Here is a 23292-nt window from a genome sequence, read left to right as displayed (position 1 = left end):
CCTTTATTATGTAGTCTATTTGTTACAGCACCTGTGCTGTTTGTGAAGATAGTAAACTGTACCAACCTGCAACAGTTGGACGTTCTGCTAAATCTGCAAAAGTGATTTCTTTCCCTTCACGACGCCACTTCTCTACTAAACTCATAATTCTGACCGAATCAAGCCCTCTATTTAATAAGTCCTCATCAATATCAATACTCTCTACTGGCTCACGAAGTAGTTGTGCAACTAGTTCATGCACTTCCTGTATAGTGATTCCTTCACTCTCATCATCTTTTACACTTTGTAAATCGTTTAACAGTAGGTTTGTTGATGTCGTTACTGCACATCTATTAGATGCATACTCCAATGCTTGTTTATGATGCTCTAGTGAAAAATCAGCAACTGCATCTGCTACAAAGAACGGCTCTATACCATCCATAAATGCTTCACAAGCTGTTAAAAGACAGCCAATATGCGCATAAATACCGCAAATAATGAGTTGATCTTTTCCTTGTTCATTTAAAATTTCTAATAGATTTGTCTTTTTAAATGCACTATATCTCCATTTTGTGAGGAATATATCATCCTCATCAGGAGTAAGTTCATCAACAATTTTCTTTTTATCTGGTCCAGCAGGTATACCGTCACCCCAAAAGTCTTGTAATAAACCTCGTTGTTCTAACGTTTGCCCACCAGGTTGTGCTGTATAAACAACTGGTATACCAAGTTCCTTACATTTTTCTCTTATCATTTTAATATTTGAAATAAGTTCTACTTTTGGGGATTCTTTATCGCTATATGCATCAAGAAAATATTCTTGCATGTCATGAATTAAAAGCACTGCACGTTTCGAATCTGGTGTCCAATTCACTTTATTTTTTGGTAGTTCTGATTCAATTGGCATTTTATATACTGAAATAGATGGGATAGCCATCTAATCACTTCCTTCCGGTTTTTATTATTGTTTTACTGTAATAAGTTTTTCAGCAATGACTTTACGTAGTTCCTTTTTGCTGACTTTTCCGACTCCTGTTTGCGGGAATGATTCAATAAATTCAATTCGATCTGGAATTTTATAAGCCGCTATACCACGTTCTCTTAAAAACATTTTTAATTCACTTACTGCCGGAACTTGTCCGCGAGCTATAACAAAAGCACAGGTGCGTTCACCTAAATAATCGTCAGGCATAGATACAATTGCTACGTCATGGACCGCATCGTGTGCTAATAGATGATTTTCAACTTCTTCCGCGGCAACTTTCTCACCACCACGGTTAATTTGATCTTTATCTCTTCCTTCTACAATGATGTATCCTTGTTCATTTACTTTTACAAGATCACCTGTGCGATAAAACCCATCCTTTGTAAATGATCGTGCATTATGCTCTTCGGCTTTATAGTAACCACGAATTGTATATGGACCTCGTGTTAATAAACTACCTACTTCGCCCGGTTGTACATCGTTGTCATTTTCATCAACAACTCGCACTTCATCGAGTGCAGACATTGGTCTACCTTGTGTATAAGTAATAATTTCTTCCGGATCATCTAATCTTGTATAGTTCACTAATCCTTCCGCCATACCGAATACTTGCTGTAACGTACATCCAAATGTAGGGCGTATACGTCTTGCAACCTCAGCACTAAACTTAGCACCACCTACTTGAATAACCTCTAGGCTTGATAGATCGGCATTACGAGAAGATGCAGCATCAAGCCAAATCATTGCTAATGGCGGAACGAGCGCTGTAATTGTAACTTTTTCTTTTTCGATAAGAGCAAAGGCCTCATCTGGACTACCACCAGTTGCCAATACCACTTTTCCACCCGCATAGAAAGTTCCAAATGTCCCTGGAGAACTCATTGGGTAATTGTGTGCTACTGGAAGAACTGCCATATAGACGCTTTCTGCATTCAAATTACAAATTTCAGCGCTAACACGCAAACTATAAATATAGTCATCATGCGTTCTAGGAATTAATTTAGAAAGACCTGTTGTGCCTCCTGATAATTGGAGAAATGCAACATCACTTGGCTGAACTTCTGGTAATGAGACGGGATCCATATACAGATCATTTATGTTCACAAACTCTTCTTCTTCTCCCACTACAATTACATGTTGTAAAGTTGGCACTTTCTCTTTCACTTCTCTTGCTAGTTTTCGATAATTAAAACCGAGAGCCTTATCTGAAATAACGTAAGCGCTCGCCTCGCCAAACTCACAAAAATAACTAATTTCACTACTTCGATGTGAAGGCAGTGCAAAGACAGGAAGCGCTCCAATTCGAAATAGTGCAAAACATATTTCGAAAAACTCGATAATGTTAGGTAACTGGATTACAACTCTGTCCTCTTTCTTTATTCCTAAATTGAGTAAACCTGCTGCTAAACGATCTACCTTTTTATTAAGTTCACTATATGTTATATGCTTCTTACCACTTACAACCGCGATTTGATCTCCATATTTCTCAGCCCGCTCTCTTAACACTCCTCCAAATGTTTCACCAAGCCAACATCCTGCTTCTCGGTAACGATCGGCAAATTCTTTTGGCCATTCTGTATAACCTACTAGCATTCTTTCTTCCCCCTATTTTTCATTAAGTGAACTATCTCTTAACCCTAAAGCTTTTAGCATTGTTTGGAACTTAGCTGATGTTTCTGCTAACTCATCTTCTGGTTTTGACTCAGCAACAACCCCAGCTCCTGCATATAAACGCAGTGTATTTTCTTGTACTTCAGCACAACGAATTGTAACAATCCATTCTCCATCTCCATTTAAATCGCTCCATCCTAGCATTCCTGTAAAGAACTCGCGGTCAAATGGCTCAATATGCTGTATAGCCTCTCTTGCTTTTTCCATCGGAGTTCCGCAAACTGCTGGCGTAGGATGAAGGGCAATTGCTAATTGTAAAGAAGAAGTATTTGGATCCTTCAGTTCACCTTTCACTTCTGTAGACAAATGCCACATCGCTTCACTATGAATAACTGATGGCTTTTCTGGAACATGTAATGTATGACAATACGGACGAAGTGCAGCGGCAACCGCTTCAACTACTACCGCATGTTCATGTAAATCTTTTGGCGAAGAAAGTAATTCCTCTGCTCTTCTTTTATCTTCTACTGGGTCCTCACTACGTGGCCTTGAACCAGCTAACGGGTTAGAAATAACTTGCATACCATTACGTGAAACAAGTAATTCAGGGCTTGCTCCAATTAGCGTCTTACTGTTCTCTTTTTCATCTTTCGGTAAATTTACAGCAAATGTATAACCATGCTTATTATGCTCTGCTAATTCTCGCAGAAGTTTTTGCTTATCAATCTTTTCGGAAGATTTAACATCTAACGATCTGGATAGAACGATTTTCTTTAAATCACCGTCCTGTATTTTTTCAATTCCTTGCTTCACACCATTCATATAAACTTCAGGGTCTGGCATTGGTGTCATTTCAAATGTTACATTCTCATTTGTTTCAAGCTGATTTGTTGTATCCAATTGTAAACGCTCAGAAATTCTGCTATATTCTGGTACGATGAGTTGGACTTCTTTTCTACGATCAAATGGCAAAGCACCCACAACGATAGGATTTGGATTTCCAGCTTGTTTCGCATTACGTAATTCTGCTTGCACAAGCTCTGGGAAACTTTCAATTTCACGATGCTTTACTGTAGTAAACTCTCCTTCTGCTAATATCGTTCGAGTTGGTGAAGCGAAAAAGAATGAAGATTCAGTCTTATAATCTTCTAAAAGTTTTTCTGACAATTCCTTTACAGCTATATGTTCATTCATAATATAATAACCTCCTGAATTTTTATTAAACTCCTAACGTAGCGCCGCCATCAACACATAAATTGTGCATTGTAATATGACTTGCTCTATCTGAGGCTAAAAATAACACTGCTTCAGCAACTTCTGAAGGTTGTGCAATTTTTTGTAATGGAATTCCGAGTCTATATGTATTTTGAGAACCAGCAATTATATTTTTAGCTCCATTCTCATCAGCCCATAGTAATCTTTGCATCTCAGTTTCAGTAGAACCTGGAGAAACTAAGTTGCAGCGTATATTGTATGCCGCAAGCTCTAGTCCTAAACATTTCATAAACATCGTCGTTGCGGCCTTTGACGCAGCATACGCAGCCATCTCCATTCTTGGCGTATTTGCCGCATTTGAACCGACTGTAACAATTGCCCCCGATTTTCTTAACATCATATTTTTACTTACCGCTCGGGACATATTGAAAACCCCTGTAGTATTTACAGAGAATGTTTTATTCCAATCTTCATCACTTAACGAATGAATTGGTCCCATACGTAAAACCCCTGCAACATTTATTAAAATATCTATTGGCGCTATTTCATTTGCAATATGATTTACCATGTCTTCAACAGCGGCGCTATCACTCACATCTAAACGAAACGTTTTCATACGTGTATTGTTTAATTCATTTTGATTTAAGAGTACATTTAACCCCTCTTCATTTTGATCAACCGCAATAACTGTGGCTCCTCTTTCTAAAAACATTTTGGCAACGACACTGCCTATGCCTTGTGCTGCACCTGTTACTAAAACTGTTTTCCCATCAAATTCCCCTAAGTTCATTTTCTCTATCCTTTCACATAAACATTAATTTCATTAAGCAACACCGATGATATTGATTTTCATTATCAGTTGTGTTGTAAAAAATAATACACTTACTAAACTAATTGGTCAAGTGCGCATTACTTTAAAATTCATTTTATTGATAATGTTTTTCATTTACCATCTTACACCGAAATGATAATGTTTCTCAATAAACTTGTCAATCTTTTTTTATTTTTCAGATAAACCATTTTAATGCTTCTTAATAAAATCATATGTAAACGCATTAAAAGTACTTATATTATAAATAAAATTCAAAGTCCTCTTTTTAAAATTGAAGAAACTAAACTAGAGATACGTTCATTTACAATGCTTTATGAAAAACTCAAGTATATATTTTCTCAATATTTTTCTGAAAATATATCTTACAAATACTAATGAATGTCTTCTTTATCATTTAAGATTTAATATATATTTCGAATACGATGTATCAATTTATTATATTCCAAATGGGTATTCCACTCACTTTTACATCTATAAAAATCCCAAAAGTAATTTAACCTTGTTAAAATAACTCATAAAAAAGCATCCTAATTAATAGAATAGGATGCTTTTTCGTAATCATAGTGTTATAGAAGATTTGTATACTTATGCTACGCTACGATACTCTTCTTCTTTTTCTTTTTTCTGTTTAGGTGCTTGAATTAAAATTGCGATAATGAATGACACGACACATAATACACCTATTACCATGAACGTTGGTTTGAATCCACCTAGAAGTGCACCGATAAAGGAACCTGCAAGCGCCCCAAATCCAAATCCTTGATACACAATTCCGTAGTTCTTACTATGGTTTTTCATACCGAAGAAATCACCAACAATAGCTGGGAAAATAGTGATATTTCCACCAAAGCAAAACGCTACACTTGCTACACATACGAAGTAAATACCATAATTTAAATCTACAAAACTTAGAACTAAGACTGAACTCGCCATAACAACAAAAGTACCAGTAACGATTTTTAAACGCCCAATTTTATCCGATAACGGTCCTAAAATGATACGACCTAATGTATTGAAGATTGCAACCATAGCCACCGCATTAGCTGCTGTTGCTGCGCTAAGTCCTACAAGTTGAACACCAATGTCTTTTACCATACCAATTAAGTATAAGCCACTCATACATGATGTAAATAACATGATAAATAATAAGTATACTTGTTTTGTGCCTAACATTTCTTTCGTTGTGTATTCCTCAGTTTTTGTTTCATGAACTGCTCCTTGATCTGCAGCTTGATGGATTAAACAAGCACCAATTACAATCATAGCTGTAACAATTAAACCCCAGTATATAAATGCTTGGGATACACCAACTGATTCAATCAACTGTGCGTTAACGTATTTAAAGATTAAGCTACCTGAACCATATGCAGAGACAGAAATACCAGCAATTAAACCTTTACGCTCTGGAAACCACTTTATTAAATTTGATAGTGAAGTGATATATGCTGTACCATCTGCATAACCTACAACAACTCCCGCTAGTACATAAAGTAATATTAGTGAGGATGCTTGTGAACTAAGTATTAATCCTAGTCCTAATGCTAATCCAGCTATCATAATAAGTTTACGAAGTCCCCATTTTTCTTGCAATTTACTCGCAAATAAAGTTGAAAATGCTAAAGAAAGACTAGTAATTGAGAAAGTTATCGCAACAGCGTTAAGACTCCAACCATATTTACTAACTAAAGGCTGATTGAATAAACTCCATGTATATATCGTCCCAAGCCCCATTTGTACTATAACTGTGCCAAGGACAACAAGCCATGGATTAACAGGTGATTTTTTCATACCTTTCCGCCTCCTCTTTCTATTTCAATGCTATTCGCTAAATTTACTTTTTTTATGTTCATTTTGGTCACCTCTTTTGATTTGACACCTTCATTGTATAAGATGTTTTTGTTTATGTAAGCACTTACAAGGTAGAGCGTCAAAAACGTAGAATCAGTTACAAAAAACGAAGGATGAAATACAAAAACTACTTATTAAATACGTAACAGTTATTTAATAAGTAGTTTTTGTATAAGCTCGATTTACATTTGTTTTTGAACCCTTTTTTAAAAAGTGAAACTTTAATCAGCCCTCACCAATCGGGCTTTTACGGGCAACAGGGCCCTCGCCTAACTTCTTTGCTTCCACTGAATTTTGAGGCGGGGGTCTTACTGCCCAACAAATAGCGGGATAAACTTAAATAAAATATAACTTTTAACATAGGAGTACTTTATACTCTTCTATTAGAGAACAAATTTTTTTCCAATAAATAAAACTAAATATTCACTAATATATCTATCCGTGGTTTAATATATATAATAAAAAAATATTTCTGTCTTTAATGAGGAGGTACTATGAAAGCAAACGTAGGGGATACTATACTTTTTCAACGAAATAATTTAAAGATTACAGGATCTGTATTAAAACTTTATACTGAATCGGTCTTAGTTGAAATTACAAATGTAAGCGGTGGTACTTTTGAATTTGATCGAACAATTGTAAACCATAAAAACTATAAAGTTTTAAATACAAATACATAAAACACCACAAAATAGCCCCTGCTCAACAGCAGGGGCTATTTTATATAAAAATATTTCACTAGTTTATATACCCTAAAACATTAACAATCTTACTCGCTTTTAAATTGTTAATATGATAATAAATTTCTAAACCTCTTCTCTCTGCTCGTAACACTTTACCCTTCATTTTTGATAAATGTTGTGAAACAGTAGATTGCGGAATATTCAGTAACTCTGTTAATTGTGTTACATTACAAGTTTTTCTCGTACTTAATTCATTTACAATTTGCAGTCGGATTGGATGCGCCATAATTTTTAAAATATCTACATCTTCTTCTGAAACTAAAGTTTTTCTCATTTCACTCGTATATGTTGTCATAAGACATTCCCCTTTTATATGAATTCCATATTCATAAGATCTATTTCCAAATTTTTTAAAACCCTTGATTAAAACTTTCATATAGAAATAAAAGGATTTTAAATTTTTGAAAACAGAACTTACATTCACTTTATTTATTTATTTGGTACATATACATAATACAATGTTAATATGTGCTCTATGTGAAGTTCACATAAATTTGTGATGAAGATTTACTTAGCCACTCGCATCCTACTCATCTAATTACCCACTGCATAAAATCATCAGTTATTTTAACACATTTTAGGCGTTTGTATATACTATTTATAAAACAACTTTTATAAAGGGAGGATTCATATGCCTACAGCGTTACAAGAAGAAGTCGAAGAAGCACGGGAAACATATGTCAGTCGTATCATCTTAGTTGGAGGATCGACTTTATTTTTAGTAGGCGGGGTTATATCGGCAATTTCAGCTTTTAAAGCTTATAATCGTTTGGAGAATACGCCGCCTTCTACAGATAATTCATAGATATTTTATAAAATAAAACGTCGCCTCCAATATGAAGAGACGACGTTTTATGATTCATACATATGACACTAAAAGTATCGATAGATTCCCTACTCCATTTTCTAAGCTTACTTCACCACAAACCTAGTCTGACTACATCCATCCTTCTGCTTCGTTACTTCTAATACAGCTGGCATTGCGTTTTTCAGCTCTTGAACGTGTGAGATGACACCGATAAATCGGCCTGATTTTTGTAAGTCAATTAAGGCATCTACTGCTTTCGTTAATGATTCTTCATCTAATGAACCGAACCCTTCATCGATGAACATCGTTTCGATAGAAATACCACCTTCATATGCTTGAATGACATCTGCCATTCCTAGCGCTAAGCAAAGTGATGCGTTAAATTTCTCTCCGCCGGATAATGTTTTTACATCGCGCGTTTGGCCAGTGTATGCATCGTACACATCTAAACCTAATCCACTTTGGCGGTTTCTTTTTTCAACTCGCTCACTTCGTTTTAAATAAAATTGTCCATTTGATAATTTACGTAGTCGTTCGTTTGCGATTTGAACAATTTGTTCTAAATACTCAATTAAGATGTAACGTTCAAATGATATACGACTTTCGTTATCACCTTTCATTACTTCATATAAATCAACAAGTTCTTGGAAGGCTTTTTCTTCCTCGTGAATTTGTTCGTCAATACGTCTAATGTTTTCATGTAAATCAGAAATATATGTTACCGCATTTTGCGCACGTTGACGTTTTTCTTTAATTATATCGAGATTAATTTCTAGATCTTTTATGTGTTCACCTAAAGATGTAATATCCATATACTCTTTATCTTTTAATTCTGAGTTTAACTCTTCAATTTGTTTTGCAAGTACTTCAAGCGATGAATAATAACCTTGAATTTCTTTTTGTAATATCTCCATCTCGGCATCGCTTAATTTGGCTTCTTTATACGTGAATTGATCTGTAAACCCACTTTGTTCTAGCTCTTTCATAAAGCGTGCGAAAGTCTCTTCTTTCTTTAATTTTGCACTTTCAAATTGATTAGAAGCACCTTTTTGTTCAGCTTGAATACGTATATTTTCATTTTGCCAATGCTGATACGCTTCCTGCACTTTCTTCCATTCGTCCTCCATTAACCTAAGTTCCTGCATAGCTTGATTAAACTGTGCTTCCCAAGCTTGTACTGTTTGTAAGTTTTCTGGAATATTTCGTTTATCATGTTCATATGACGTACGAAGTTGCATACACTCCATTTCTGTACGGTGCTGCATTGTTTCCACTTCTCGTTTTTGTTTCTGAAGTTCTTCTATTTTTTCTTCTACGCTTTTCATGTTCGCAGCAATCTGCTTACGTGTTTCTTCACTTGCTTTTAACGTATTAACATCTGCAGCTAATTGTTTTCCTTTTTGAACAAGTGCACTATATGTTTCAGCTAATTTTTCCGAATTGTAGCCGCGCTTCACAACTTCTTCTATCACTTGTTCATATTGTAGTCGATAGAAATTCCATTTCTCCTCTACTTGCACATGGAATTTTTCAGCAATGTTCTTCTTATCTCTTAAATCGTTTAACTCTTTTTCATCGATCGCATTACTTTGCTCTGTAGCTTTTTGTGGATGATTCGTACTACCACATACCGGACAAGATTCACCGTCATGTAAATGAAGAGCTAATATACCAGCTTGTTCACTTAACCAGCGGCGCTCTATGTTTTCATATGCACGAACTGCCACTTGCATTTTATTATTTGCCGCTTCTTTTTCTTGCTCGAATTTTTGTTTTTCTTGCCAAACATCATATGCTTGTTTTAAAACTTTTGCATCTTCTCGCATATTCGTTAGTTCTTCCACTTTAGCTACATATTGCTCAAGTGCTTGTTCTAATTGCTGCAATTCATCAGACATTCTCTGTTTTTGGTTTGTATGCTCTTCTAGTTGTTGATCCAACTTTTGCATACTTTCTTTTAATTTCCCTATTTGAATTTCGGCATTTTGTAAATTCAACTTTCTCTCAGCTAATGATTCAATGATCGCTTGTAACTCTTCTAATCTTTGAACAAGTTTTTTAGCATCTTCTCGTTCAGCTTCTTTATTCTTTACTACTTCATACTTCTCCTGAGCAAGTTCAAAGCTATTCATTATCTGTTCTTGTTTGACGATTATCTGTTTTAACAAACTTTCAGCTTTCTGCTCATTTTCCATCGCTTCTTCATACCATTGTTCAAATGGTAATAAGTGCTTTGCTTGTTCCGCACGTTTAAAGAATTTTTCTTTCCTTTCAATTGCTGCACGGTTCTCTTGTAAAGTGTTATATTTCTCATTCTTTTGTTGTAAATCTATAAATTTCTCATTTACAGATTTTGCTGCATGAAAACGTGTTTCTGCATCCTTTAATTGCTTCGTTTGAACATCTTGTTCTACTTGTAATTGCTCAACCTCTGCCTTATACACGGTTGTTTCTTGTTCTAACGCTTCTACTACTTGATGCGTATTTACATGTTCTTGTGCCACTAATGTCTCTAATAATGCTCCATCACGGATTGGTAATTTAAAAACATTACGGAAGTATAACTCTCGCTCTTTCTGCTTTTCTTGTAAGACGTCTTTCCATTGTTTTCGTTTTTGGTCAAGTAACTCACGCATTAACTTATAACGATCCGTTTTAAAAATACGACGTAAAATCTCTTCTTTGTTTTCCGTCTCAGATGTTAATAATTTTCGGAATTCCCCTTGGGGTAACATAACAATTTGGCTAAATTGATGTTTACTTAACCCAATTAAATCTTCCACTTTTTTGTTTACGTCTGTTACATGAAAACGATCGACGGCTGGAACGTTTTCTCCATCAATAACTTCATATAATTCTACTGCATGTCCTGTAATGGTCTTATTCCCTTGTTTTTTATGTCCAAGTTGTCGTTTTATTTCATAGCGTTTCCCTTTTAATTGAAAGGTTAGTTCAACACTTGTATAAACATTATCATCAGCAAATTGACTTCGAAGCATGCTCGTATCACTACGTTCTTCTCCACTAGCCTCACCATATAACACATAACAAATCGCATCAAAAATCGTTGTTTTTCCAGCTCCTGTATTCCCAGAAATAGCGAAAATACGATGTTCTCCAAGATCTTCAAAATCGATTATTTCTTTCTGTTTATATGGCCCGAATGCTGTCATAATAAGCTGAATCGGTCTCATCCTCGTTCACCTTCCCGTTCTTGCACTGTTTGTAATACATCTATAAATAGGCGTTCTTTCTCTTCTGATAAATCTAACCCTTTCATTTCTTTATAGAAAGCCTTTAAAAGAGATAAATCATCCGTTTTATGTCTTGAAACAGTTACTTCATTTGTATCTGTGAGTTCTCGTCTTTGCATCGCTCTTTCAACGTGCATTGCATTTGGATATACAGATCGTATTTTCTCCATTGGCTGTAAGACAGGGTTTTCGTCTAATAATTTTACAAATACGTAATCTTCACTTACTGGGTGCTGTAATAATTCATCTATTTTCACTTCTACTGTTCGCATTTTACGACGTGGTGAAAGTAACCTTTTTTCAATTGCTACTTCACCAGTTTCATTCAGTTCTACAATGTAATAACCTTTTTTATGTTTCTCTTCAGAAATTGAATAGGCAAGTGGTGAACCTGAATATCGAATCGTCTCATTACGTACGAAATGCGCTTGATGTAAATGTCCAAGCGCTGTGTAATGAAACTTATCAAAATAATGACTATTTACATATTCAGCACCACCAATTGAAAGTGGTCGTTCTGCATCACTTGTATTCTCCTCCGCTTCTCCTGAAGAAGTTACAAATGCATGTCCAACAAATACATGTCTAGCTTCTTTATCCATCGTTTCAGAGAGCTCATTCATAAAAATGCGCATCGCATCATCATGAGAACGTACGTCTTCATTTTTCAACACGTGCCTCACTATGCTTGGGTCTGCATACGGTATTAGATGGAAGTGAACCTCTCCATATTCATCATTTAGTACAACAGGTTCATACGGGAATTGAAATTGACCTGCAATATGCAAGCCCTGTTTTTTCATTAAACTACTTCCAAAATGGATACGATCCGGACTATCATGATTACCAGCTACTGCAATAACTGGTGTTTGTAAATCAATAACTATTTTTTGCAGCACATCATTTAATAAGTCTACTGCTTCTGTAGGTGGAATTGCTCGATCATATAAATCCCCTGCAATAATTACAGCATCAGGTTTTTCTTCTTCAACAGCCTGTACAAACTGATCTAATACAATCTTTTGGTCTTCAGTCATATACACGCCATGAACAAGCTTACCTAAATGCCAATCCGCTGTATGAAATAACTTCATATTTTTCTACTCCTTTTAATTTACTGATTTTAGTGAAACGAGTTGATAGTTTATTATAGTTTTTCCGTTCTCCCACTCTAGCTTTAATATCGTTGCACTTCCAATTCTTTCTTCATTTGATTTATATAAAGGCAATATTTCTTGAACTGTAAATAAGTGATAACCATCCAATATTAATTGAAATATATTTTCTTCAATATGTAATCTTACTTCTTTTTCATTTGAAATAATTTTTGTGTGCATCTCAAATTTCATGATAGATACAACCCCTTTTTATAATCTCTACATTTTAATAGTATAGTGGCTATGCAAGATTGACAAGTACATACACAGCAAAGTACACACTTTTCTATTGTTATATGTTTTATGTATTTTATATAAAATACGGTATGTGAAATTTTATATTTTTCCCAAAATAAAAATGCCTATTGTGACATCTTTATTTTTGTATAAAGTCTTTCATTACATAATATAAAACGGTAATTAAAACGATTGCGACGAAAAATGAGAACACTGCGACAATGTACCCATCTTTATTTAATAAAATACAGAATGAAATAGATATTATAAAAATCGGAAATACGAGACGTACTTTATCCTTCACTTCTTCTGTCGTATCTGTATGATGAAAATACTGCGTTATTCCTATCATTAAAGAAGACAAAATAATAACCGACAATAGTAAAGGTCCTGGCATTCCGATTTCTCCTTTCTCTATTTCTAATTCAGTGTAAAATTTTTTATTACAATTGTACGATTCATTTTTTCTTCAAACACTCTTTTTAGAATTGATAATGAACAATTCACACCTATATAATAGCGCTTTTATCATTATAACTTCAAATAATTACACTTACAGTAATGTTGTAATATTCCCCCTCAGTCTCTGAAATCCTGCAAAGATAACTCGTCAAAATATGCGGTGACCAAATTAATATTTACCGTCAACTTTTGACGAAATTTATAAAGGACATTTCAGTACATATCAAGAATTAAGAATAAGAAGATATGTAAGGGAGGATGCATTATGACTGAACACGTTTTATTTTCTGTTAGTGAAAACGGCGTTGCAACAATTACTTTAAACCGTCCAAAAGCACTTAATTCTTTATCTTATGACATGTTACAACCTATCGGACAAAAACTTAAAGAGTGGGAACACGATGAGCGTATTGCACTTATCGTGTTAAAAGGAGCTGGCACAAAAGGTTTTTGTGCAGGCGGCGACATTAAAACTCTTTATGAAGCGCGTTCCAATGAAGTGGCATTGCAACATGCAGAACGTTTTTTTGAAGAAGAGTATGAAATTGATACATATATTTATCAATATACAAAACCGATTATTGCTTGTTTAGATGGAATTGTAATGGGCGGTGGTGTCGGTCTTACAAATGGTGCGAAGTATCGCATTGTAACTGAGCGTACGAAATGGGCAATGCCAGAGATGAATATCGGCTTCTTCCCAGACGTCGGAGCTGCATATTTCTTAAATAAAGCGCCTGGATATACAGGACGATTCGTTGCTTTAACAGCATCTATTTTAAAAGCTTCTGACGTATTATTTATTAATGCTGCTGATTACTTTATGACATCTGATTCATTACCAAAGTTTCTTACTGAACTTGAAAGTGTAAATTGGCATAAAGAAGATGATGTACATACTAATTTAAAAGAAGTTATTCGTACATTTGCAACTGCTCCAAACTTAGAAAGCGAGCTTGCTCCTTCAATAGAAGTAATCAATTCACATTTTGCTTTCGATACAATTGAAGAAATCATCCATTCATTGGAGAAAGATGAAAGTTCCTTTGCTCTAAAAACGAAAGAAACACTGTTATCAAAATCCCCTATTTCACTAAAAGTAACATTAAAACAGTTTATTGATGGAAAAGATAAATCCGTTAAAGAATGTTTCGCTACGGACCTTATACTTGCTAAAAATTTCATGAGACATGAAGATTTCTTCGAAGGAGTACGCTCCGTTGTCGTTGATAAAGATCAAAATCCGAATTATAAATATAAACAGTTAAGTGACGTTTCAGAAGAAGATGTGAATCGTTTCTTTAACTTACTTAATGCATAAAATGAAACTGTCATGAGGGGGTGTTTCGTTCATCCCCCACCTAACTTCTTTGCTTCAGCTAAATCTTGTGCGGTAAAAATCTTACTACCCGCAAATAGCGGTATAAAATCGAGGCTATATAGTAGCTGTAATTACAGCTACTATATAGCCTTTTTATTTAATGCTTTTTAATAAAATTTAATTTTATTAAATCCATTTTTGTGCTACACTGATTTTAATCAAATATTCTAAAAATAAAAAGGAGGGGCGGCTATGATAGAAAATTATCTTCTTTTCATCATTATGTCTATTTGCCTTATCATTTTACCTGGTCCAGATACAGCAATGGCTACGAAAAATACATTGGTTGCTGGTAAAGTCGGTGGAGTGAAAACAGTGTTTGGTACATGTATTGCACTATTAATTCATACTTTAGCTGCTGTAATTGGTCTTTCTGCACTTATTGTAAAGTCAGCTCTTTTATTTTCTATTTTCAAGTACGTTGGGGCTCTCTATTTAATATATATCGGTATTAAAGCCCTTTTAGCAGTAAGAAACAAAGAAAACTTAGATACAAATGATCTATCTTTGAATAATGAAAACGAACATACTTCTTGCTTTCGCCAAGGATTTCTTACAAATTTATTAAACCCTAAAGTTGCAGTATTCTTTTTAACGTTTTTACCGCAATTTTTAAATCCAAATCATAATACGTTTATCCAACTACTCGTAATGGGCCTTACTTACCTCGTTTTAACAGCCATTTGGTTCGCTTTTTATATATTTTTAATTGATAAAATTAGTGCTTTTATGAAAAAACCGAAGACGCAACGTTATATTCAAGGGTTAACGGGAGTCGTCTTAATTGGTTTTGGTATTAAACTTGCTTTTGAAAAAAGTAATTAACAAGATGAAAACCACCACTATTAATAGTGGTGGTTTTCATTTAATAACTAATTTGGCTGTTTATTTTATATTAAAACCAGCGCTCAGTTACAACTTTTTTACGTGTATAGAATTGAACGCCATCTGTACCATTTGTACCTAAATCACCAAAGAATGACGCTTTGTTTCCTGCAAATGCGAAGAATGCCATTGGTGCTGGAACATTTACGTTTACACCGATCATACCAGCATCGATATTATCACGGAACGTTTGTGCATGTTTACCGTTTGACGTATAAATAACTGCACCATTTGCAAATTTAGATTGATTTGTTAGTTTAATACCTTCTTCTAAATCTTTAACTCGTACAATGCTTAATACTGGAGCAAAAATCTCATCTTGCCAAATTTTCATTTCTTGATTCACGCCATCAAAGATTGTTGCACCTACAAAGTAACCTTCTCCAACTTCTTCCTTAATTTTACGGCCATCTACTAATAAAGTTGCCCCATCTGCTACACCGCTATTAATATAGCCTAAAACGCGCTCTTTATGAGATTCACGGATTAATGGTCCAACATAGTTCTCTTCGTTAAAACCATCGCCTACTTTTAATTTTTTCGTTTCTGCTACTAATACATCAATGAATTCATCAGCAATTTCATCTACTACTGCTACTACTGAACATGCCATGCAGCGCTCTCCACTACTTGCGAATGCAGATCCAATTACACCTTGTACTGTTTTCTCAAGATTGCAATCTGGCATTACAATCGCATGGTTTTTCGCACCAGCTAACGCTTGTACACGTTTCCCGTGTTTCGTACCAGTTTCATAAACGTAACGAGCTACCGGCTCAGATCCAACGAATGAAACAGCTTGAATATCTTTATTTTCTAAAATGCTATTTACAACATCTTTTCCGCCTTGTACTAAATTTAATACTCCTTTTGGAAAACCAGCTTCATAGAATAACTCTACAAGTCGCTCCGCTAAAAGTGGCGTTCTTTCAGATGTTTTTAATACGAATGTATTACCGCAAGCAATTGCAAGTGGGAACATCCATAACGGAATCATCATCGGGAAGTTAAACGGCGTAATACCAGCAACAACTCCGATTGGGTAGCGCCAAATCGATCCATCAATTCCGCTAGCGATATTCGGAAGTGCTTGACCCATCATTAAATTTGGCGTAGATGTTGCAAGTTCTACCGCTTCAATACCACGCTGTACTTCACCTGTTGCATCCGTTAGCGTCTTACCATTTTCTAGCGTAATGATTTTTGCAAGCTCATCTTTGTTTTCTTGTAATAGCTGTAAATATTTATATAAATTTCTTGAACGATTCGGAACTGGTACTTTAGACCATGTTTCAAATGCTGCTTTTGCCGCTTCAACAGCTTTTTCGACATCTTCTTTTGGAGATAGTGGAACGTAAGCGATAATTTTCCCAGTCGCTGGATTTGGCACTGCTTCTACTTCCGTACCTGTCGATTCAACCCACTCACCGTTAATGTGATTTTTTACTCGTTTAATTTCAGTTGTAATCATTGTATTCTCTCCTTTGTATAATTTATTTTTGATTAGAAATTAATTGCTCGCTAACTTTCTTATATAAAGCAGCCATATCGTTTTCACCATATCCAGCTTGACTCGCTTCGTCATATACGTTTAATAACATTTCGCTTACCGGTAAATGGAGTTCGCTTTCCTTAGCTAAGTCAACTGCAAATCCTAAATCTTTCTTCAATAAATTCACAGTAAATCCTGGCTCGTAGTTTTCAGGTGCTATAAAACTTTTATAATTACGTTCATAAATTCTACTTTGACCGTAACTTACATTTAAAATATCAAACATTTTATCTAAATCCATATTGTTCTTTTTCGCTAATGTTAAAGCTTCACTCACACCAGCTGTATAAAAACCAATTAATAAGTTATTAATTAACTTAACAGTTGTACCACTATCAATCTGCTCACTAACGTGGAAAATGTTCGCACCTAGTACGCCCATGATAGATTCCGTTTTCTCATATACCTCTTTTGATCCACCAACCATAAACGTTAATGTGCGGTTTTCGGCTCCGATTACACCACCGCTCACAGGTGCTGCTAAAAAGTCTACTTTCCTTTCCTTTGCAGCTTCCTCTAACTGTTTGTTTAACTGCGGCGATACCGTACTTGTATCAATGAAAACTACATTCGAGTGACCATTTTCAAATAATCCTTCTGCTCCAAAATATACCGCTTCAACAGCGCGAGGTGAAGGTAAACTTGTAAAAACTACATCACATGTTTCTGCTAGTTTTGAGATTGATAGACCGATAATTCCGCCTTCTTTTTCAAAGGACGCTTCCGCCTCTTTATTTAAGTCCACGCCATATACTGTGTAACCTGATTTAACTAGATTTTTTGACATTGGAAGCCCCATGTTACCTAAACCGATAAAACCAATCTTTTTCATATCGCTTTCCTCCTATTTACACAATATATTTCCCACGATTTATAATAGCTTTCGCAATTTCTCTCTTCTTCGTAAATACGTTCGTGTATACAGGCACTAATAATTGACGGATTTCAGCTAAAATCACATGTCTATCTTGTTCTTCTGTGACAGCTGCTGAAAGTACAGAAATCGCCGCTTCTTCTACTTTACGGTATCCTTCTTCACAAATAACATCCGTTATTAATTGCTTCGTACGTTCTTTTTCCTCACCATTTTTACTTACCGCTTTTCTCGTACGTAAAAACGCTGATTCCATGACGTACACGTCCGTCAACATATTTGAAATTACACGTGAATATTCTTGTTCTTGGTCAATTTTTAGACCCGGAGTTTTAGAGAGCGTTTTCAAAGATTGTTTCAACAATTTTTTCGCTAATAAAATGTAACGATGGTTTCTTTCGACATTTGCTACATCACTTTCTACTTCAGTATCTTCTAATTGTTCGATTTGCTTCATTAACATTTTAGCAACTGTTAATCTATTAATTTCGTTCGTTCCTTCAAAAATACGACTAATTCTAGCATCACGATATAATCGTTCTACCTTATATTCTTGCATATAACCGTAACCACCATGAATTTGTACAGCTTCATCTACGATATAAGCAAGTGTTTCAGAAGCATTTACTTTATTCAGTGCACATTCAATTGCAAATTGGGACATTTTCTTCATAAGATCCTCATCGCTCTCATGAATTGCTTCATCAATTACACCTGCTGTACGATAAGCTGCACTTTCGGCTCCATATGTAGCAATGATCATATTTGCAATCTTCTCTTGAATCATCGTAAAGTCTACTAATTCCGTTTGGAACTGTTTTCGCTCTTTTCCATATTGAACCGACAAACCAATTGCTTGTTTTGCTGTTCCAATATTTCCAAAAGCAAGTTTAAGTCTAGCAAAGTTAAGAATATTAAGAGCTACGTGATGCCCTTTCCCAACTTCCCCTAAAACATTTTCAGCAGGGATGACAACATCTTCTAAAATAAGAGTCGCTGTTGAAGAACCTTTAATCCCCATTTTCTTTTCTTCTAATCCAATAGATACACCTTCACATGTTCTTTCGACAATAAACGCTGTCATTCCTTTATTTGTCTTCGCAAAAACAACGTATACATCTGCCATATGAGCATTTGTAATCCATTGCTTCTCACCATTTAACTTCCAAGCTGTTCCCTCTTCATTTAATACGGCGCTTGTTTTTGCGCTTAATGCATCCGAACCAGCATTTGGCTCCGTTAAAGCATAAGCCCCAATCCATTCTCCCGATGCGATTTTCGGTAAATATTTTTCTTTTTGCTCTTTCGTTCCATAATATATGTAAGGCAATGTACCGACACCAGCGTGTATATTAAAAGAAACGCTAAACGCACCAGCGTAACCCATTTTCTCTGCTACAAGACCTGAGACAGCCTTTCCTAACTCGAACCCGCCATAATCTTCTGGTACCTCAATGCCTAATAATCCAAGTTCCCCAGCTTTCTCAAATAATTGACGAGAAACTTTATAGTTATGTTGTTCAATATTCTCCATTTGTGGAACAATTTCTTGTTTAACAAATTGTTCTGTCGTTTTTGCGATTAAATCTTCATCACCTGAAAAATCTTCTGGTGTAAAGTAAGTATGATTTATATCTTTTTTGAGTGAAAAAAATTCATCCCATGGTAACTTCGTTTTCTCCATATGTATCCCCCTATCATTCGGCTTTCATAGCTTTTTGCTTATGCTCGTCTACGATGAGTGGAATATCTTTTTTGAAAATAGAAGGCGATGATTTTTCACATCAAGCATTTTATTTTGCCAAAGATGTATTTTCATCGCCTTCGCTGCTTTATCTATTGATCTTCTGATAATACTGTTTTTGCAATACCAGTATCTAACTCTTCAAAGTCATGATATGAAATTGTTTCGTATAATTCACTTCTCGTTTGCATACTAGAAAGTGCATCTTTTTGAGAACCTGTTTCTTTAATTAAAGCAAACACATTTTCATACGCTTTCGCTGCAACGCGAAGTGAAGTTACAGGATAAATAACCATTTGGAAGCCCATATTCGCAAATTCCTCTGCACTATAATATGGAGTTTTTCCGAATTCAGTCATATTCGCAAGCAAAGGTGCATTTATCTTACTATTAAATAGACGGAATTCTTCCTCTGATTGAAGCGCTTCAGGGAAAATTGCGTCTGCACCTGCTTTTACATATGCATTTGCTCTTTCAATTGCTTCATCTAATCCTTCAACGCCGCGAGCATCAGTACGTGCCACAATGTATAAGCTCGGTGCAACTTCTTTAATCGCTTTAATTTTTTGAACCAATTCTTCTGTAGTAACAAGTTTCTTACCATTTAAATGTCCACATTTTTTTGGTAATTGCTGATCTTCAATTTGGACAGCTGCTACTTTCGCTTCCATCATTTCTACAGCTGTTCTCGCCACATTTAGTACACCACCAAATCCTGTATCAATGTCAACAAGAACAGGTAAGTCTGTAGCTCTTACTAAATCTCTTGCTCTCTCAGCCACTTCAGTAGACGTCACGATACCTAAATCTGGTAAGCCTTTACTTGCAGTATAAGCAGCTCCTGATAAATAAAGAGCTGAAAAACCTGTATTTTTTGCAACTAAAGCCGCCATTGCATCATGAGCACCTGGAATTTGCAAAATTTCATTTGCTTCTACTAAAGCTCGGAATCGATTCGCAAGCTCCTCTTGTGTTGACTGCTTTTTCACAACCCAAGCCATTCTAAATTCCCCCTATTATTAAATTAAGAATAGATCTACAAATTCGTTTACATTCATATTTTCTAGTTTTTCTTCATTTAAACAAACTTCATGAATTTGTTCTTGTTGCTTACTAGAATAATGACCTGCCATATTTGCAGTGAATTTTTGAACAACTTTTGGAATTGCTTCGTCTCTACGGAAGCGGTGACCAAGTGGATATTCACATTCCACATTTTCTGTTACTGTGCCATCTTTAAAGTGAACTTGAACAGCGTTGGCGATTGAGCGCTTGTTCGGGTCAAGGTAATCTAAACTGTACTGTTTGTTTTCAACAACAACCATCTTATTACGTAATTCATCTACACGTGGATCGTTTGCTACTGCATCTTCATAATCGTCTGCAACGATATCTCCTTTTAATAAACCAATTGCCGTAATGTATTGTAAGCAATGATCACGATCAGCTGGGTTATTTAATGGACCTTCTTTATCAATAATACGAATTGCTGATTCATGAGTTGTAATTGTAATACGGTCAATTTCATCTAATCTCTCTTTAATTTCCGGATGCAACTTCACTGCACATTCTGCAGCCGTTTGTGCATGGAATTCTGCTGGATATGACACTTTAAATAATACATTTTCCATTACATATGACTCTAGTGGTCTTGCTAATTTTAATTCTTGTTTATTGAATAATACATCTTGGAATCCCCATCCTGGCGCAGATAATGCTGTTGAATAACCCATTTCACCTTTTAGAGCAGTCATTGCAAGATGAACACCGCGGCTCGTTGCGTCACCTGCAGCCCATGATTTACGTGAGCCCGTATTTGGAGCATGACGATATGTACGAAGACTAGAATTATCAATCCACGCATGTGATAATGCATTAAAGATTTCTTCACGTGTTCCGCCAAGCATTTTCGCAACTACTGCAGTTGTTGCTACTTTTACATATAATACATGGTCAAGACCAACTCTGTTTAAGCTGTTTTCTAAAGCAAGCACGCCTTGAATTTCATGTGCTTTAATCATCATTTCTAATACTTCACGTACTTTTAAAGCTTCTTTTCCTTCTGAAATACGAACACGGCTAATATAATCTGCAACTGCTAAAATTCCGCCTAGGTTATCAGATGGATGTCCCCACTCTGCTGCAAGCCAAGTATCGTTATAGTCTAACCAACGGATCATACATCCGATATTAAATGCACCTTTTACTGGATCTAGTACATAAGACGTACCTGGTACACGTGTACCATTTGGCACGATTGTTCCTGGCACAACTGGTCCTAGTAATTTCGTACATTCTGGATATTGCAGTGCTAAAATTCCACATCCAAGTGTATCAAGTAATACGTAACGAGCTGTACTGAATGCTTCTGCACTAGTAACCTCTTTATTTAATACATAATCGGTAATCTCTTCTAATAATGCATCTTTTTGCTTAATTTCATTTGTTTTAATCATGCTATTCTTCCCTTTCTGTCGAAAATTCGTTATTATTAATGATGGGTGTCGGTCAAACACCCATCTGGCGGGCGGCGCTAACAACTCCCCAGTTGTTCTTATTTACTAAGTACATGTCGCTCGCCAATATAATTTACACGTGGACGGAACAAACGATTATTTGCATGTTGCTCAATAACGTGCGCACATAACCCCACTGTTCTAGAGCTAAAGAAGATTGGTGTGTAAAGTTGAATTGGAATACCTAGCATCCAATATACTGGAGCTGCATAATAATCAAGATTTGGATAAATTCCTTTTTCTTTTTCCATAATCTTTTCTCCAGCTTCACACATTTCATATAGTGTATAATCACCTTTTACATCACATAACTGTTTTAAAGCTTCCTTCATCATAAGTGCTCTTGGATCCATCTTCTTCATATAAACACGGTGTCCAAAGCCCATAATTTTTTCTTTGTTATATAGTTTCTTCTGTAATAACTCTTCAAATTTCTCAACATTACCAGCTTCTAAAAGCATGTACATAACCGCTTCATTTGCACCGCCATGTAAACTTCCTTTTAAAGATGCAACTGCACCTGTTAGAGCACCGTATAAATCTGATTGTGTTGATGCAATAACGCGAGCTGTAAATGTAGAGTTTGGCATTTCATGCTCACTATATAAAACAAGGGAACGATCAAAGATCTTTTCCTCAAGTTCAGTTGGTTTTTTACCAGTTAACATATAGAAGAAATTCGCACTATAAGATAATTCTTTAAGAGGTTCAATTGGCTCCTCATTATTTAAAATATGATAGCTATTTGCTACAATGTTTGGCACTTTACTTAACAGCTTATACCCTCGGCTTTTATTCACTTCTAACGAGCGGTTTTCGATATCATTATCGTAACCAGCTAACGCTGACACACCTGTACGTAATCCATCCATGGGATGCGTCTCTTTAGGCAATGCCTTTAGTACGTTGAATACACCTTCTGGTACTGCATATTCTTCTTTTAATTTCTTTTCAAGTGTTGCTTTTTCATCTTCATTCGGTAGATGTTCCTCCAATAAAAGGTGCACAATGTCTAAATACTCTTTTGTTTTTGAGAGTTCGATTAAGTCATACCCTTGAATTACAATTTCACCTTTTACTGTGTCAAGAAACGAGATTTTCGTCTCCGCTGCCACTATACCATCTAATCCCGGGGAAAATTTTTCTTCAGCTTTCATCATTATTTCCTCCAATCCTAATAGATCTTCGTGCACATAACTGTAAGCCTTT

20 protein-coding genes are annotated in these 23292 nt (G+C 35.5%); 4 read left to right on the top strand and 16 right to left on the bottom strand.

The window, feature by feature from the left end:
* Positions 1 to 22: 22 nt before the first annotated feature.
* The 5 genes from NST86_RS11645 to NST86_RS11625 form a co-directional block, all read right to left on the bottom strand.
* Positions 23 to 916, bottom strand: a complete 894-nt coding sequence (locus tag NST86_RS11645) for an isochorismatase family protein (protein WP_001007287.1) — start codon at positions 914 to 916, stop codon at positions 23 to 25.
* Between the two features lie 24 nt (positions 917 to 940).
* Positions 941 to 2557: a (2,3-dihydroxybenzoyl)adenylate synthase gene (locus NST86_RS11640; protein WP_000960114.1), complete on the bottom strand. Its 1617-nt coding sequence runs from the start codon at positions 2555 to 2557 to the stop codon at positions 941 to 943.
* A gap of 12 nt (positions 2558 to 2569) precedes the next feature.
* Positions 2570 to 3769, bottom strand: coding sequence for an isochorismate synthase DhbC (gene dhbC / locus NST86_RS11635; protein ID WP_016117768.1), 1200 nt, complete (start codon positions 3767 to 3769; stop codon positions 2570 to 2572).
* 25 nt (positions 3770 to 3794) lie between these two features.
* Positions 3795 to 4580 (bottom strand): 2,3-dihydro-2,3-dihydroxybenzoate dehydrogenase, encoded by a 786-nt coding sequence (gene dhbA, locus NST86_RS11630; RefSeq protein WP_001048430.1) that lies wholly within the window; start codon positions 4578 to 4580, stop codon positions 3795 to 3797.
* A 627-nt stretch (positions 4581 to 5207) separates the two neighbouring features.
* Positions 5208 to 6410, bottom strand: coding sequence for an L-lactate MFS transporter (locus NST86_RS11625; RefSeq protein WP_016117767.1), 1203 nt, complete (start codon positions 6408 to 6410; stop codon positions 5208 to 5210).
* Between the two features lie 554 nt (positions 6411 to 6964).
* Between NST86_RS11625 and NST86_RS11620 the strand changes: the two genes are divergently transcribed.
* Positions 6965 to 7150: a YkvS family protein gene (locus tag NST86_RS11620; protein WP_000646793.1), complete on the top strand. Its 186-nt coding sequence runs from the start codon at positions 6965 to 6967 to the stop codon at positions 7148 to 7150.
* A gap of 58 nt (positions 7151 to 7208) precedes the next feature.
* Here the strand turns inward: NST86_RS11620 and NST86_RS11615 are convergent, their stop codons facing one another.
* Positions 7209 to 7508: an ArsR/SmtB family transcription factor gene (locus NST86_RS11615; RefSeq protein WP_000214801.1), complete on the bottom strand. Its 300-nt coding sequence runs from the start codon at positions 7506 to 7508 to the stop codon at positions 7209 to 7211.
* Between the two features lie 336 nt (positions 7509 to 7844).
* Here NST86_RS11615 and NST86_RS11610 point away from each other — a divergent pair, with 336 nt between their 5' ends.
* A complete protein-coding gene (locus NST86_RS11610; protein ID WP_001141668.1) occupies positions 7845 to 8018 on the top strand; it encodes a hypothetical protein in 174 nt (57 codons plus the stop codon).
* A gap of 107 nt (positions 8019 to 8125) precedes the next feature.
* Here NST86_RS11610 and NST86_RS11605 read toward each other — a convergent pair whose 3' ends face one another.
* From NST86_RS11605 to NST86_RS11590, 4 genes are all read right to left on the bottom strand, one after another.
* Positions 8126 to 11215: an AAA family ATPase gene (locus NST86_RS11605; protein ID WP_016117766.1), complete on the bottom strand. Its 3090-nt coding sequence runs from the start codon at positions 11213 to 11215 to the stop codon at positions 8126 to 8128.
* Positions 11212 to 12369 (bottom strand): exonuclease SbcCD subunit D, encoded by a 1158-nt coding sequence (locus NST86_RS11600; protein ID WP_227593468.1) that lies wholly within the window; start codon positions 12367 to 12369, stop codon positions 11212 to 11214. Before NST86_RS11600 ends, NST86_RS11605 begins: the two co-directional genes overlap by 4 nt.
* A 15-nt stretch (positions 12370 to 12384) precedes the next feature.
* Positions 12385 to 12624, bottom strand: a complete 240-nt coding sequence (locus NST86_RS11595) for a DUF2584 family protein (protein ID WP_000667345.1) — start codon at positions 12622 to 12624, stop codon at positions 12385 to 12387.
* A 184-nt stretch (positions 12625 to 12808) separates the two neighbouring features.
* Positions 12809 to 13066, bottom strand: a complete 258-nt coding sequence (locus NST86_RS11590; RefSeq protein ID WP_001119409.1) for a hypothetical protein — start codon at positions 13064 to 13066, stop codon at positions 12809 to 12811.
* Between the two features lie 330 nt (positions 13067 to 13396).
* Between NST86_RS11590 and NST86_RS11585 the strand changes: the two genes are divergently transcribed.
* Both NST86_RS11585 and NST86_RS11580 read left to right on the top strand, forming a co-directional pair.
* Entirely contained in the window at positions 13397 to 14452 is a 1056-nt protein-coding gene (locus tag NST86_RS11585) for an enoyl-CoA hydratase/isomerase family protein (RefSeq protein ID WP_000134923.1), read from the top strand.
* Between the two features lie 252 nt (positions 14453 to 14704).
* Complete coding sequence (locus tag NST86_RS11580; protein WP_000572359.1) at positions 14705 to 15337, top strand: LysE family translocator; 633 nt, start codon at positions 14705 to 14707, stop codon at positions 15335 to 15337.
* A 70-nt stretch (positions 15338 to 15407) separates the two neighbouring features.
* On the opposite strand, the gene NST86_RS11575 is transcribed toward NST86_RS11580, so the two are convergent.
* The 6 genes from NST86_RS11575 to mmgD form a co-directional block, all read right to left on the bottom strand.
* Positions 15408 to 16868 carry a CoA-acylating methylmalonate-semialdehyde dehydrogenase gene (locus tag NST86_RS11575; protein ID WP_000633346.1) on the bottom strand — a complete coding sequence of 487 codons (1461 nt, stop codon included), beginning with the start codon at positions 16866 to 16868 and terminating at the stop codon, positions 15408 to 15410.
* 22 nt (positions 16869 to 16890) lie between these two features.
* A complete protein-coding gene (locus NST86_RS11570) occupies positions 16891 to 17781 on the bottom strand; it encodes an NAD(P)-dependent oxidoreductase (protein ID WP_000719412.1) in 891 nt (296 codons plus the stop codon).
* 16 nt (positions 17782 to 17797) lie between these two features.
* Entirely contained in the window at positions 17798 to 19507 is a 1710-nt protein-coding gene (locus NST86_RS11565) for an acyl-CoA dehydrogenase family protein (RefSeq protein WP_227593469.1), read from the bottom strand.
* 152 nt (positions 19508 to 19659) lie between these two features.
* Complete coding sequence (gene prpB / locus NST86_RS11560; RefSeq protein ID WP_227593470.1) at positions 19660 to 20568, bottom strand: methylisocitrate lyase; 909 nt, start codon at positions 20566 to 20568, stop codon at positions 19660 to 19662.
* Between the two features lie 18 nt (positions 20569 to 20586).
* Positions 20587 to 22023, bottom strand: a complete 1437-nt coding sequence (gene prpD / locus NST86_RS11555) for a 2-methylcitrate dehydratase (protein ID WP_201145344.1) — start codon at positions 22021 to 22023, stop codon at positions 20587 to 20589.
* Between the two features lie 98 nt (positions 22024 to 22121).
* Positions 22122 to 23243 (bottom strand): citrate synthase, encoded by a 1122-nt coding sequence (mmgD, locus tag NST86_RS11550; RefSeq protein WP_001987369.1) that lies wholly within the window; start codon positions 23241 to 23243, stop codon positions 22122 to 22124.
* Between the last annotated feature and the right edge of the window lie 49 nt (positions 23244 to 23292).

The sequence above is a fragment of the Bacillus sp. FSL L8-0199 genome (genome assembly GCF_038005705.1).
Taxonomy (GTDB): Bacteria; Bacillota; Bacilli; order Bacillales; family Bacillaceae_G; genus Bacillus_A; species Bacillus_A cereus.
The sequence above is the reverse complement of the archived record's forward strand: the minus strand, read 5'-3'. Positions and strand labels throughout refer to the sequence as shown.